Origin of the sequence: Streptomyces sp. JJ36, from assembly GCF_021696945.1 — a bacterium.
GTDB lineage: Bacteria > Actinomycetota > Actinomycetes > Streptomycetales > Streptomycetaceae > Streptomyces.
This window is the reverse complement of record NZ_JACYHE010000072.1, coordinates 1-12,811: the sequence shown is the minus strand read 5'-3', so window position 1 is coordinate 12,811 and position 12,811 is coordinate 1. Positions and strand designations below refer to the sequence as shown.

The window sequence follows — 12,811 nt, the reverse complement described above, 5'->3', positions numbered from 1 at the left end:
GCTGTGCCCGGGCACGGTCCGGCGTACGGACCCCGCTCGCCCCGGACGGCCCGCACCGCACCCGGCCCCCGCACCCGGACGGACCGTGCGGGACGGGTGTCCCGCACGGTCCGCAGAGACGTGCGTGTCCTCCTCCGCGTTCGCCCCCCCGGGAACGTCAGGAGAGATGCGGGCAGGTGCCCCGGTACTCCTCGATGTACCAGCCCGGCCGCGGCAGCGGGCAGAGGAACTGCTCGTAGCGGGTGTCGTTGTCGATGAAGCGCTTCAGCCAGGACAGGCTGTACTTGGCCAGCGTGGTGTCCGGCAGGTTGGGCGTGAAGTGGTCGGCGTTGTTCAGCTCCAGATACGCACGGTCCAGGCCGCCCGGCAGGCTCTCGTAGAACGGCTCGGAGTGTGAGGAGACCGGGGCGATGGAGTCGCCATCCGCCCCGATGATCATGGTGGGGACGCGGAGCTCGCCCCAGGTCTTGTCGAGGTTCCAGGGGGCCAGCGGGACGGCCGCCTGCAGCGAGGGCCGGTCCGCGGCGGCCTCCAGGGTGCCGCCCCCGCCCATGGAGTGGCCCATCACGCCGAGCCGGCTCGCGTCGATGCGGTTCCGCACCGCGCTGCGCTCGGTCAGGTAGTCCAGCGCGGCCAGGAGCTGCCGGCCCCGGCTGGCGGGCTGGTCCAGGCGGGTGAGGGTGTCGATGGTGAAGACCACGAAGCCCTGCGAGGCCAGGCGGGGCCCGAGCCACGCCATGCTGGACTGACTCGCGGTGTACCCGGGGGCGACGGCCACGGCGCCGAAGGTGCCGTCGTCGGTCTCCCGCGGGTAGTAGACGGTGCCGCCGCCGAAGCCGCTGACCACCCAGGAGGAGACGGAGGTCTCCGCGACGTCGTACGGGCCGCGGGCCGCCTCGATGCTGTCCTCGGTCGGGTCGGGGCCGCGCTCGTAGGGGTTGTCGGCGGCCGCGGCGGTCGCCGGGGCCGGGGCGGCGTGGGCCGCGGGCACCGCGGCGGTGCCGAGTCCGCCGGCGGCGAGCAGCCCCGCGAGGGCCGCGGTCGCCGCGCGCAGGCCGGCTCTTCCACGGCCCGCTCTGCGGCGTCCGCCCGGGACGGTGGGGGAGCTCCCCGTGGTGTGCTGAGACACGTCGGAGCACATCCTTCCGGTCGTGGCGGGCCCGCCCGGTGACACCGGCCGTGTCCCGCCTGCTGTCGCTGGCGGGGCCACTGTGACCGGCCGCGGCGGCCGCGCACATCGGCGGATTCACCGGTCTCGGCGGAACGCCGGGAGGTGGGTGGGCGCACCGGAACGACCGCACCCCGGAGCCTGCGGAGGGCTCCGGGGTGCGGTGTGGTGCCGGCGGGAGAGCGGGCGCAACGGCCGCGGGAGGACGGACCGGGTGGCGACGGGAGGCTGTGAGCGACCGGCGGGAACGGCACGTCCCGGGCCCGTGCCTCCGTTCCTCCGGCCCGCCGCGTCTCCGCGGCCCCCGGGGGGCCACGAACCCGGCAGGCTCAGCGCACCGCGTGCCCGGCGGTCCGGAGGGTCTCCTTGACCTGGCCGATCCGCAGGTCGCCGAAGTGGAAGACGGACGCCGCGAGCACCGCGTCCGCGCCCGCGCCGACCGCGGGCGGGAAGTCCGCCAGCTTCCCGGCGCCCCCACTGGCGATCACCGGGATGCCGACGTGCTTGCGTACCGCGCCGATCATCTCGATGTCGTAGCCGTCCTTGGTGCCGTCGGCGTCCATGGAGTTCAGCAGGATCTCCCCCGCGCCCAGCTCGGCCGCCCGGTGGGCCCACTCGACGGCGTCCATGCCGGTGCCGCGGCGGCCGCCGTGCGTGGTGACCTCGTAGCCGGAGGGGGTGGCCGGGGCGTCCGGGGCGGTGCGGCGGGCGTCGACGGAGAGCACCAGCACCTGGCTGCCGAAGCGCTCGGCGATCTCCCGGATGAGTTCCGGCCGCGCGATGGCGGCCGTGTTGACGCCCACCTTGTCGGCGCCCGCGCGGAGCAGCCGGTCCACGTCCTGCGGACTGCGCACCCCGCCGCCGACGGTGAGCGGGATGAAGACCTGTTCGGCGGTGCGGCGCACCACGTCGTAGGTGGTCTCACGGTCCCCCGAGGACGCGGTGATGTCCAGGAACGTCAACTCGTCGGCGCCCTCCGCGTCGTAGACCTTGGCCATCTCGACCGGGTCTCCCGCGTCGCGCAGGTTCTGGAAGTTGACGCCCTTGACGACCCGTCCGGCGTCCACGTCCAGGCAGGGGATGACTCGTACGGCCAGGGTCATGCTGTTCCGTGCTCCAGGGGTTCGGGGCCTCCGAGGAGGGCTTCCAGTTCCACTTCGACCAGCACCCGGAAGTCGACGAAGCCGGAGACCACGACCATGGTGGCCACCGGGCGTACCTCGCCGAAGAGCTCCCGGTGCGCGCGGGCGACGTCGTCGACGTCCCGCGTGTGGGCCAGATACATCCGGGTCCGCACGACGGAGCCGGCGTCCAGCCCGAACTTCTCCAGGGCGGCCAGCGCGTTGCCGAAGGCCACCTTCGCCTGCTCGTAGGGCGTGCCCTCGCCGTGCAGCACCCCGTCGACGAACGGCATGGTCCCGCCGACGAGGACCCGGTCCCCCGCCGCGACGGCATGCGCGCAGCCGATGGTCTCCTCCCAGGGGCTGTCCGTCCGCACGCGCTCGACACGGGGTTCCGGGGTCATGACGACACGGCCTCCAAAGCCTCTTCCAGGGTGAACGCCTTGGCATAGAGGGCCTTGCCGACGATGGCGCCCTCGACGCCCTCGGGTACCAGCGTGGCGATCGCGCGGAGGTCGTCAAGAGAGGAGACGCCGCCGGAGGCGACCACCGGGCGGTCGGTGGCCGCGCAGACGTTTCGCAGCAGCTCCAGATTGGGGCCCTGGAGGGTGCCGTCCTTGTTGATGTCGGTGACGACGTAGCGGGCGCAGCCCTCGGAGTCGAGCCGCGCCAGCGTCTCGTAGAGGTCGCCGCCGTCCCGGGTCCAGCCGCGCCCGCGCAGCGTGGTGCCGCGGACGTCCAGACCGACCGCGATCCGGTCGCCGTGCTCGGCGATGACCTTGGCCACCCATTCGGGGCTCTCCAGCGCGGCGGTGCCGAGGTTGACCCGGGTGCAGCCGGTGGCGAGGGCGGCGGCGAGGGTGTCGTCGTCCCGGATGCCGCCGGACAGCTCGACCTTGACGTCCATCGCCCGGGTCACGGCGGCGATGCGGTCCCGGTTGTTCCCGGTGCCGAAGGCGGCGTCCAGGTCCACCAGGTGGAGCCACTCGGCGCCGGAGCGCTGCCAGGCCAGGGCGGCCTCCAGCGGGTCGCCGTAGGAGGTCTCGGTGCCGGACTCGCCGTGCACCAGGCGCACCGCCTGCCCGGCACGGACGTCGACGGCGGGGAGGAGTTCGAGGCGAGGCATCACAGGGTCCCGATCCAGTTGGTCAGCAGCTCGGCTCCGGCGTCGCCGGACTTCTCGGGGTGGAACTGGGTCGCCCACAGCGGGCCGTTCTCCACGGCGGAGACGAACGGCGTGGCATGGGTCGTCCAGCTCACCAGGGGCGCGGCCATCGCCGCGTGGGTGACGCGCAGTTCCCAGTCGTGCACGGCGTAGGAGTGCACGAAGTAGTAGCGCGCGTCGGACGGCAGGCCCGCGAAGAGCCGCGAGTCCGCGGGGGCCTCCACGGTGTTCCAGCCCATGTGCGGGACCGCGTGCTCGGTGTCCGCCTTGAGCGGGCCGACCGTGCCCGGCCACTCGTCCAGGCCCTCGGCCTCCACACCGTGCTCGATGCCGCGGGAGAAGAGGATCTGCATACCGACGCAGATGCCCAGCACAGGGCGGCCGCCGGCCAGCCGGCGCTCCACGATCCAGTCGCCCCGGGCCTCCCGCAGGCCCGTGATGCAGGCGGCGAACGCCCCGACGCCGGGCACCAGCAGCCCGTCCGCGTTCATCGCCGCGTCGTAGTCCCGGGTGATCTCCACCTCGGCCCCGGCGCGGGCGACGGCACGCTCGGCGGAACGGACGTTGCCGAAGCCGTAGTCGAAGACGACGACCTTGCTGGTCACGCTCACACCTCCAGTCGCAGGACGCCGGCGAGCAGCGCCAGCGCCGAGCCGATGCCGAGCAGGACGACGACACCCGTGGGCATCTTCTGCCTCCGGAACGAGATCGCCCCGCCGAGCAGGAAGAGCCCCACGAAGATCAGCAGTACGGAGATCCCGGTCACGGCATCTTTCCGTTTCCGTCCGCCGCGCGCCCGTCGCTCACAGCACCGAACCGTTCGCTTCTCCGGCCACGCGGCACCACCACACCGCAGACCACACCCGCACCGGCCGCGCGCCCGTCGCTCACAGCGCACCCTTCGTCGAGGGGATCCCCGTCTGCCGCGGGTCGATCTCGCTGGCGTAGCGCAGCGCCCGCGCCAGCGCCTTGAACTGGCACTCCACGATGTGGTGCGCGTTGCGCCCGTACGGCACGTGGACGTGCAGTGCGATCTGCGCCTGGGCCACGAAGGACTCCAGGATGTGCCGGGTCATCGTGGTGTCGTAGTCGGTGCCGATCATCGGGGCCATGCCCTCGGGCTCGGTGTGCACCAGATAGGGCCGCCCGGAGAGGTCGACGGTCACCCGGGCGAGGGACTCGTCCAGCGGCACCGAGGCGTCGGCGAACCGCACGATGCCCCGCTTGTCCCCGAGCGCCTGCCGGAAGGCGGCGCCCAGCGCCAGCGAAGTGTCCTCGATGGTGTGGTGGCTGTCGATGTGCAGGTCGCCCTCGGTCTTGACGCTGAGGTCGAAGAGCCCGTGCCGGCCGAGCTGGTCGAGCATGTGGTCGTAGAAGCCGACGCCTGTCGAGACGTCCACCCGACCGGTGCCGTCCAGATCGATCTCGACGACGACGGAGGTCTCCTTGGTGGTGCGCTCTGTGCGGCCCGTGCGTCCTGCGCGGGTCATGCCGGGGTCTCCTTCTTCAGGTTGCGTACCGCGTCGAGGAACGCGTCGTTCTCGGCGGGCGTGCCCGCGGTCACCCGCAGCCGGCCCGGTACGCCGTTGTCACGGACGAGGACGCCCTGGTCCAGCAGTGCCTGCCAGGCGGCGTGCGCGTCCTCGAACACGCCGAACTGCACGAAGTTGGCGTCCGACTCGGTCACCTCGCAGCCCGCCGCGCGCAGCTCCGCCACCAGCCGGTCCCGCTCGGCCTTGAGCTGCTCGACGTACCCGAGCAGCGTATCGGTGTGCTCCAGCGCGGCCAGCGCGGTGGCCTGGGTGACCGCGGAGAGGTGGTAGGGCAGCCGGACGAGCTGCAGCGCGTCCACCACCGCCGGGTCCGCCGCCAGATAGCCGAGCCGCAGCCCGGCGGCGCCGAAGGCCTTGGACATGGTGCGGGAGATCACCAGGTTCCGCCGGCCCTCCAGCAGGGGCAGCAGCGAGGGGCGGTGGCTGAACTCGCCGTACGCCTCGTCGACCACCACCAGCGAGGGACCGGCTGCCTGGGCCGCGTCGTACAGCTCCCGGACGGTCTCCGCCTCCACCGCGGTGCCCGTGGGGTTGTTCGGGGAGCAGACGAAGACCACCTCGGGCCGGTGCTCGGCGATGAGGCGCAGCGCCGTCCCGGTGTCGATGCGGAAGTCCCGGGTGCGCGGCCCGGAGAGCCATCCGGTGCCGGTGCCGCGGGCGATCAGGGCGTGCATGGAGTAGGACGGCTCGAAGCCGAGCGCCGTGCGGCCGGGCCCGCCGAAGGCCTGGAGGAGCTGCTGGAGGACCTCGTTCGAGCCGTTGGCCGCCCACACCTGGGCCCGGGTGACCTGGAGCCCGGCCGTACGGGAGAGGTAGCGGGCCAGCTCGGTGCGGAGCTCGGCGGCGTCCCGGTCCGGGTAGCGGTTGAGGCCGCGCGCGGCCTCGGCGACCCGCTCGGCGATGCGGGCGACCAGTTCCTCGGGCAGCGGGTGGGGGTTCTCGTTGGTGTTCAGCCGGACGGGCACGTCGAGCTGCGGCGCGCCGTACGGCGACGAGCCGCGCAGCTCCTCCCGCAGCGGAAGCGTGCCCCAGTCCGGGGTGGGGGTGTCGCTCACTCGCCCGGGACCTCTCCGTCGAACCTCACCTTCAGGGCCTCCCCGTGCGCGGGCAGGTCCTCGGCCTCCGCCAGCGTCACCACGTGCCCGGTGACCTCGGCCAGCGCCTCGCGCGTGTACTCCACGACGTGGATGCCGCGCAGGAAGGACTGGACGGAGAGCCCCGAGGAGTGGCAGGCGCAGCCGCCGGTAGGCAGCACGTGGTTCGACCCCGCGCAGTAGTCGCCGAGCGAGACCGGGGCGTACGGGCCGACGAACACGGCGCCGGCGTTGCGCACCCGGGCGGCGACCGCGGCGGCGTCGGCGGTCTGGATCTCCAGGTGTTCGGCGGCGTAGGCGTTCACCACCGCCAGGCCCTGCTCCACGTCCTCCACCAGCACGATCCCGGACTGCCGGCCGGCCAGCGCCTCGGTGATCCGGTCCCGGTGGCGGGTGGCGGCCACCTGGGTCTTCAGCTCCCGCTCGACCGCCTCGGCCAGCGCCTCGGAGGGCGTGACCAGCACGGCCGCGGCGACCACGTCGTGCTCGGCCTGGCTGACCAGGTCGGCGGCGACGTGCGCCGGGTCGGCGGTGTCGTCGGCGAGCACGGCGATCTCGGTCGGGCCGGCCTCGGAGTCGATCCCGATACGGCCCTTGAGCAGCCGCTTGGCGGCCGCGACATAGACGTTGCCGGGGCCGGTGACGAGCTGGGCGGGGGCGCACTCCTCGGTGCCGTACGCGAACATCGCGACGGCCTGGGCGCCGCCGGCCGCGTACACCTCGTCCACGCCGAGCAGCGCGCAGGCGGCCAGGATGGTGGGGTGCGGCAGCCCGCCGAAGCCGGCCTGCGGCGGGGAGGAGACGGCGAGGGAACCGACGCCCGCCTCCTGGGCGGGCACCACGTTCATCACAACGGAGGACGGGTACACGGCCCGGCCGCCGGGCACATACAGGCCGACGCGCTCCACCGGGACCCACCGCTCGGTGACCGAGCCCCCGGGCACGACCTGCACCGTCTCGTCGGTGCGGCGCTGCGCGCGGTGGACCGCACGGGCACGGCGCACCGCCTCCTCCAGGGCGGCCCGCACGGCCGGGTCCAGCTCCTCCAGTGCACGCCGCAGCGCCTCGGCAGGCACGCGGATCCGCTCGAGGGTGCAGCCGTCGAAGCGCTCCGCGTAGTCGATCAGGGCCGCGGTGCCGCGATGGCGCACGTCGTCGCAGACGGGCCGCACCGTCTCCAGGGCGGCCTCGACGTCGAGCTCGGCACGGGGCAGCAGGTCGCGGTCGATCCCGTCTCCCACGGCACCCGCGGCGCCGGAGGGGACGGAACCCCGCAGATCGATTCGGGAGATCACGGAACCATTCTCGCAGACCGCGCCCGGTGACCGGACGCCCGTATCACTGAGTGATACGTGTGCCGGACAGTGCTCACGACCACTGGCGTTCTTCCGGTCACCGAGGGGTAAGGGACTTCTCGACCAGGGGGAGGTAACGGATGAGCGAGCCGCTGGACGCCGGCGACCCGCCGGGCGACCTGAACGGCGCCGAGGTGTGGCTGTGGCAGGCGTTCCGCAACGGCAGCGAGCTCGACCTGCGCACCGGCGAGGCCGAGCTGGACGACCCGGACGCCGAGCACGAGTGGGGGCCCGAGCGGACCGTGCGGGCCCGGGTGATCGCCCGGCTGCTGCTGGACGGCGAAGCGACCGCGCTGCCCGGCCGGGTCGCCTCGCTGCACCTGACCGGCGCGTACGTCACCGGGCTGCTCAACCTCTCCGGCGGCACCATAGAGCCCTACTTCGAGCTGCGGGGCTGCCGCTTCGAGGACGAGCTGCTGATGGCGGAGACGCAGCTGCAGACCGCGCGGCTGGTCGGCTGCCGGATACCCCGGCTGGAGGCCGCGCGCGCCCAGATCGCCGGGGACCTGCACCTGGCCCGGTCCACCATCCCGGACGGCGTCCGGCTCACGGACGCCACGATCGGCACCGACCTGCTGCTGAACGAGGCGGTGATCGGCAGCGGCCGCCGCATCCGGGCACTCGCCGCGGACGGCCTCACCGTCTCCCAGGAGCTCCAGGCCAGCCTGCTCGTCGCGGACGGCGAGACCAGCCTGCGCGGGGCCACCGTCGGCGGCTCCCTCTTCATGTACGGCAGCGTGCTGCGCAACCGGCACGGCCGCTACGCCCTGCACGCCCCGCAGCTCACCGTGGAGCAGGCCGCGCACTTCGCCGACGCGGAGCCCGACCGGGCCCGGCTGATCCAGGGCACCACACCGCCGGCCGGCACCCGGAACCCGTTCGACGCGGCCGGCGTCCCCCGGCAGCGGATCCGGCGCTTCGAGTGCACCGGCGGGGTGAAGCTGGACGACGGCCGGTTCGGGACCGCGCTGGTGCTGGACAACGCGCGCATCCAGCTCGAGCGGGACCAGGAGCTCTCGCTGCGCCGGATCACCACCCCGGAGCTCTGCTTCACCTCCCAGGCGCCCGAGCGCGGCCTGGTGGTGCTCTCCGGGGCGACGGTGGAGAACCTGGTGGACAAGGTGGGGAGCTGGCCGACGGACGAGCGGCTCTGGATGGCGGGCTTCACCTACCAGCAGCTCATCCACCGTGGCCGGTTCTCGCTGCGCCAGCGGCTGCAATGGCTGGCCGCCGCGACCCCGGAGTACTCTCCGGGCCCGTACGAGCAGCTCGCGACCGTCTACCGGAACAGCGGCGAGGACGCCCTCGCACGGGCCGTGCTGCTGGAGAAGCAGCGCCGCCGCCGGGAGACGCTGCCGCTGCCGGGGAAGCTGTGGGGCTATCTGCAGGACTGGACGGTCGCCTACGGCTACCGGCCGGGGCAGGCGGCGCTCTGGATGGCCTGCCTCTGGGCGTCCGGCGCCTTCCTCTTCGAGGCGCACGAGCCGCCGCCCCTCAAGGAGGGCGAGGCACCGCAGTGGAACGCCGCGCTGTACGCCCTGGACCTGCTGCTGCCCGTGATCAACCTCGGCCAGGACACCGCGTGGAACCCGCAGGGCCGCTACCAGTGGCTGGCCGCCTCGATGATCCTGATCGGGTGGATCCTGGCCACGACGGTCGCGGCGGGCGCCACGCGGCTGCTGCGTCGCCAGTGACGGCCACGGGCGGGCCGGTGAGGCTTTAGGCTTGCCCGTTGTGACAACCGCGCTACCGCTCTTCCCGCTCAACTCGGTGCTGTTCCCCGGGCTGGTGCTGCCGCTGAACATCTTCGAGCAGCGGTATCGCGCGCTGATGCGCGATCTGCTGGCCCTCCCGGAGGGGACCCCGCGGCAGTTCGGCGTCGTCGCCATCCGGGACGGCCGCGAGGTCGCCCCCACGGCGGTCGGGTTGCCCGAGTCGGCCGAGCCGGCCGACGCGGACCCGACGGCCGGCTTCGGGCCCGATCCGATGGCCTCCTTCTACGGCATCGGCTGCATCGCGGACGCCTCCACCATCCGGGAGAAGACACCCGGCGGGGGCGAGGAGGAGGACGAGGAGGAGGACGAGGCCGGGTACGAGGTGCTGGCCACCGGCACCACCCGCTTCCGGCTGCTGTCCGTGGAGACCGGCGGGCCCTATCTGACGGCCGAGGTCGAGGAGCTGGAGGAGGAGCCGGGCGAGGGCGCCGGGGCGCTGGCCTCCGGGGTGCTGCGGGCCTTCCGCACGTACCAGAAGCGGCTGGCCGGCGCCCGCGAGCGGACCCTGGCCGCCGGGCAGGAGCTGCCGGACGACCCGTCCGTGGTGTCGTATCTGGTGGCCGCCGCGACCGTGCTCGACACGCCCGCCAAGCAGCGGCTGCTGCAGGCCCCCGACACCGCCTCGCGGCTGGCCGAGGAGCTGCGCATCCTGCGCCGCGAGTCCGCGGTGATCGGCAAGCTGCCCTCGCTCCCGGCCGCCGAGCTCACCCGCCGCCCCACCAGCCCCAACTGACGCCATGGCGAAACGGAAACCCAAGCAGCGCGACGACCGGCGGTCCGCGGCCACCCCGGCCACGGTGGCGGCGTCCCGCGCGGGGGTGGAGTTCACCACACACGTCTACGAGCACGACCCCGCCGCGCCCTCCTACGGAGCGGAGGCCGCGGAGGCGCTGGGCGTCTCTCCCGACCGGGTGTTCAAGACGCTGGTGGCGGAGGTGGACGGGGTGCTGACGGTGGCCGTGGTGCCGGTCTCCGCCTCGCTCGACCTCAAGGCGCTCGCGGCCGCGGCGGGCGGGAAGCGAGCCACGATGGCCGATCCGGCGGCGGCGGAGCGCGCCACCGGGTACGTGCGCGGGGGGATCTCCCCGCTGGGCCAGCGGCGGCGGCTGCCCACGGTGCTGGACGCCTCCGCGACGGCGCACCACACGGTGTGCGTGTCGGCGGGCCGCCGCGGGCTGGAGATCGAGCTCTCGCCTCAGGATCTGGCCGCCCTCACCTCCGCCACCACGGCCCCTGTCGCCCGCCCGTAGCGTCTCCCGCCACGACGGCGCCACCGGCCACGCCACGAGGCGCCACCGCCACCCCGCCACGACGGCGCGGACCCGGCGGCCTCCCCGAAGGCCTCCGGCGACCGCCGGCAACGGACAGCCCGCACCACGGCCCCGGCGTCACGGGCAACCGTCGGTACGACGAACAGCCGCGCGGACGGCCCCCGGGCCCGGCGTCACGGGCAACCGTCGGTACGACGAACAGCCGCGCGGACGGCCCCCGGGCCCGGCGTCACGGGCAACCGTCGGTACGACGAACAGCCGCGCGGACGGCCTCCAGGCCCGGCGTCAGGGGCGCCCACGCCCTCCCGCCGCCACGGCGACCCGCCACGGCGGCGCAGGCCCGTCGGCCTCCCCCGGGGCCCGGCCGCGGAGCCGGGCCGGGCACCGCGCGGCACGGCGGGGCCCGGGGCGGAGCCCCGGTTCCGGGAAAGGGCGGGACCCGGGGCGCCCCTCCCCCGCGGAGCCGGGCCGCGACGCACCGGAGACGGAGCGGGCTGTCCGGAGCAGTCCGAGGCCCCGGAGCCCCGGGAGGCCCCGGAGCCCGGGGAGACCCGTCACCAGGGGGCGGGCGGCGGCACCGGCGCGGCGTCGCGTTTGCCGAAGAGCGCCGTGCAGGCGAGATGCACCCCCACCGCCGCGAAGGGCAGCGCCAGCAGCGCCCCCTTGGCGTGCAGTTCCAGGGGCCCGTCGAAGACGTTCCCCTCACCCACCTCGCGGGCGTGCGCCGCCAGGTCGTCCGTCGGCCCGAACGAGGTGCCCAGCCACCAGGCGAGCAGCGAGCCGGCCAGCCCGCCGAGGGCGAGCCCGAGTGCCGGACCCACGCCCGGGTTCCGCCGTACCAGGAAGGCCACCGCGCCGGCCACGGCGCCCAGCCCCAGTCCCAGCAGGACGAAGGTGCCGTCCGCGCCGATGGCCTCCTCGCCCTCGGGCCGCTTGAGATAGACGGCCTCGCCGTCCGAGATCAGCGGTACCCGGGGGGCGAGCCAGAGCCACAGCAGTCCGAGGACCACGCCGAGCAGGGCGACGCCCAGCCCGGTGAGCGCCGCGTCGCGGGCCTCCCGCTTCCAGGGCAGTCCGGTGCCGGCCTGCCCGTGGCCGCCCGGCCCGCCCGGGCCGCCCGCGTCGCCGGGGTTGCCGTCGCCAGGGCCGCCGGGTGCGGGACCCGCCCCGGGCCCGTACGCCGGGCCTCCGGCTCCGTGGTCGCCGGAGGCGGGCCCCGGCCCGCCCGTGGTGGGCGCCTGCGGCGGGCCGCCGCCCGGAGGTCGCTGGGCCCAGGGGTCGTAGCGCTGCGGGCGGTCGCCGCCCGGCGAGGAGGGAGTCGGTGCCGTCACACCGCCATCGTGCCAGGTGCGTACGGCGGTCCGGGCGCGGGGACGCGCCCGGCGGGCCGGCCGTACCCGCCGACGAACGGGCGGGAGGCCGGGCGGGAGGCCGGGCGGTCCCCGGAGTGCGGCCCGGCCGTCAGCGGACGGCGGCGCGCCGGTACGCCCAGGTGGCCACGGCCAGCGACAGCACCCCGACGGCCGCGCAGACACCCAGGTCGAGGGCGACCCGGGCCCAGTCCGGGCGGACCTCGAAGGTGCGGGCCAGTGCCTCCACGCCGTACGTCGAAGGCAGCAGGTCGCGGACCCAGCGGACCGGTTCGGGGAGCTGCCCGCCCGGCAGCACCCCGAGGAGCAGCGCCGCGGACATGCCCAACTGGCCGCAGACGGTGGCGAGTTCGGCACGCGGGGCGAGCAGTCCGAGGGCGGCCCCGAGGCCCGCCAGGGCGGCCCCGGCCAGCGGGATGACAGCCGCCAGCACCCAGAGCCCGCCGAGCGGGAGCGAGAAGAGCACGCCGCCCGCAACGGCGGTGACCACCACGCCGGGCACGGTGAAGGAGGCGTACGCCCCCGCCGCCCCGAGCACGACGGCGGTGGCGGGCACCGGCAACGTGGCGTAGTGGTCGAGGCCGCCGCTGGCCCGGAGCTGGCCGAAGTACTGGGCGAGCAGGTTGAGCGCGACGAACGCCACCACCAGCACGCTGGACCCAGCGACGACGGCCCGTGCCTCCACCCCGCCGTCCACGACCCCGCGCATGAGGACCATGATCCCGAGCGACTGGAAGGTGGCCACGAACAGCAGCGGGATGCGCGCCACCCGGGCGCGGGAGAGCTGGGCGCGGTAGACGGCGCCCAGGGCGGGCCAGAGGCGGGCCCGCACGGCCAGCGGCTCCGGCGCCGCGCCGGGGCCGCCCGGTGCGGCGCCACGCTCGGGGGCGCCCGGCGCGGCGTCACGCGCGGGGACGCCCGGCGCGGCGTCACGCTCGG

Annotated in this window: 14 protein-coding genes; 3 read left to right on the top strand and 11 right to left on the bottom strand. The window is 74.9% G+C overall.

Features of this window, described 5'->3' with window-relative positions; all coding sequences use genetic code 11:
• Positions 1 to 157 precede the first annotated feature (157 nt).
• The 9 genes from HOY81_RS22035 to hisD all read right to left on the bottom strand — a co-directional run bounded on the left by HOY81_RS22035 (position 158) and on the right by hisD (position 7,396).
• Positions 158 to 1,129: an alpha/beta hydrolase gene (locus HOY81_RS22035; RefSeq protein ID WP_237322237.1), complete on the bottom strand. Its 972-nt coding sequence runs from the start codon at positions 1,127 to 1,129 to the stop codon at positions 158 to 160.
• Between the two features lie 368 nt (positions 1,130 to 1,497).
• Positions 1,498 to 2,271, bottom strand: a complete 774-nt coding sequence (gene hisF / locus HOY81_RS22030; RefSeq protein ID WP_237322236.1) for an imidazole glycerol phosphate synthase subunit HisF — start codon at positions 2,269 to 2,271, stop codon at positions 1,498 to 1,500.
• Entirely contained in the window at positions 2,268 to 2,693 is a 426-nt protein-coding gene (locus tag HOY81_RS22025) for a Rid family hydrolase (protein WP_237322235.1), read from the bottom strand. The genes hisF and HOY81_RS22025 overlap by 4 nt, the downstream gene beginning before the upstream one ends.
• Complete coding sequence (gene priA / locus HOY81_RS22020) at positions 2,690 to 3,415, bottom strand: bifunctional 1-(5-phosphoribosyl)-5-((5-phosphoribosylamino)methylideneamino)imidazole-4-carboxamide isomerase/phosphoribosylanthranilate isomerase PriA (protein ID WP_237322234.1); 726 nt, start codon at positions 3,413 to 3,415, stop codon at positions 2,690 to 2,692. The genes HOY81_RS22025 and priA overlap by 4 nt, the downstream gene beginning before the upstream one ends.
• A complete protein-coding gene (gene hisH / locus HOY81_RS22015; RefSeq protein ID WP_237322233.1) occupies positions 3,415 to 4,065 on the bottom strand; it encodes an imidazole glycerol phosphate synthase subunit HisH in 651 nt (216 codons plus the stop codon). Before hisH ends, priA begins: the two co-directional genes overlap by 1 nt.
• Entirely contained in the window at positions 4,062 to 4,220 is a 159-nt protein-coding gene (locus HOY81_RS22010) for a hypothetical protein (RefSeq protein WP_237322232.1), read from the bottom strand. The genes hisH and HOY81_RS22010 overlap by 4 nt, the downstream gene beginning before the upstream one ends.
• Positions 4,221 to 4,341: 121 nt before the next feature.
• Positions 4,342 to 4,944 carry an imidazoleglycerol-phosphate dehydratase HisB gene (hisB, locus tag HOY81_RS22005; protein ID WP_237322231.1) on the bottom strand — a complete coding sequence of 201 codons (603 nt, stop codon included), beginning with the start codon at positions 4,942 to 4,944 and terminating at the stop codon, positions 4,342 to 4,344.
• Positions 4,941 to 6,062, bottom strand: a complete 1,122-nt coding sequence (locus HOY81_RS22000; RefSeq protein ID WP_237322230.1) for a histidinol-phosphate transaminase — start codon at positions 6,060 to 6,062, stop codon at positions 4,941 to 4,943. The genes hisB and HOY81_RS22000 overlap by 4 nt, the downstream gene beginning before the upstream one ends.
• Complete coding sequence (hisD, locus tag HOY81_RS21995) at positions 6,059 to 7,396, bottom strand: histidinol dehydrogenase (protein WP_237322229.1); 1,338 nt, start codon at positions 7,394 to 7,396, stop codon at positions 6,059 to 6,061. Before hisD ends, HOY81_RS22000 begins: the two co-directional genes overlap by 4 nt.
• A gap of 140 nt (positions 7,397 to 7,536) precedes the next feature.
• On the opposite strand from hisD, the gene HOY81_RS21990 reads away from it, so the two are divergent.
• Genes HOY81_RS21990 through ybaK form a run of 3 tightly spaced genes read left to right on the top strand, consistent with a single transcriptional unit; the run spans position 7,537 to position 10,481 of the window.
• Positions 7,537 to 9,150, top strand: coding sequence for an oxidoreductase (locus tag HOY81_RS21990; protein ID WP_237322228.1), 1,614 nt, complete (start codon positions 7,537 to 7,539; stop codon positions 9,148 to 9,150).
• Between the two features lie 40 nt (positions 9,151 to 9,190).
• Positions 9,191 to 9,964 carry an LON peptidase substrate-binding domain-containing protein gene (locus tag HOY81_RS21985; RefSeq protein WP_237322227.1) on the top strand — a complete coding sequence of 258 codons (774 nt, stop codon included), beginning with the start codon at positions 9,191 to 9,193 and terminating at the stop codon, positions 9,962 to 9,964.
• 4 nt (positions 9,965 to 9,968) lie between these two features.
• Entirely contained in the window at positions 9,969 to 10,481 is a 513-nt protein-coding gene (gene ybaK / locus HOY81_RS21980; RefSeq protein ID WP_237322226.1) for a Cys-tRNA(Pro) deacylase, read from the top strand.
• A 575-nt stretch (positions 10,482 to 11,056) separates the two neighbouring features.
• Here the strand turns inward: ybaK and HOY81_RS21975 are convergent.
• Together HOY81_RS21975 and HOY81_RS21970 are read right to left on the bottom strand one after the other, a co-directional pair.
• Positions 11,057 to 11,833: a hypothetical protein gene (locus HOY81_RS21975; protein ID WP_308341160.1), complete on the bottom strand. Its 777-nt coding sequence runs from the start codon at positions 11,831 to 11,833 to the stop codon at positions 11,057 to 11,059.
• A 130-nt stretch (positions 11,834 to 11,963) separates the two neighbouring features.
• The coding region (locus HOY81_RS21970) for an ABC transporter permease (protein ID WP_237322225.1) at positions 11,964 to 12,811 on the bottom strand (848 nt) is incomplete at its 5' end.

Excerpts from the sequence above, each read along its gene's own strand:
- hisF (WP_237322236.1), bottom strand. The coding sequence starts at position 2,271 with ATGACCCTGGCCGTACGAGTCATCCCCTGCCTGGACGTGGACGCCGGA.
- HOY81_RS22025 (WP_237322235.1), bottom strand. The coding sequence starts at position 2,693 with ATGACCCCGGAACCCCGTGTCGAGCGCGTGCGGACGGACAGCCCCTGG.
- priA (WP_237322234.1), bottom strand. The coding sequence starts at position 3,415 with ATGCCTCGCCTCGAACTCCTCCCCGCCGTCGACGTCCGTGCCGGGCAG.
- hisB (WP_237322231.1), bottom strand. The coding sequence starts at position 4,944 with ATGACCCGCGCAGGACGCACGGGCCGCACAGAGCGCACCACCAAGGAG.
- HOY81_RS21990 (WP_237322228.1), top strand. The coding sequence starts at position 7,537 with ATGAGCGAGCCGCTGGACGCCGGCGACCCGCCGGGCGACCTGAACGGC.
- ybaK (WP_237322226.1), top strand. The coding sequence starts at position 9,969 with ATGGCGAAACGGAAACCCAAGCAGCGCGACGACCGGCGGTCCGCGGCC.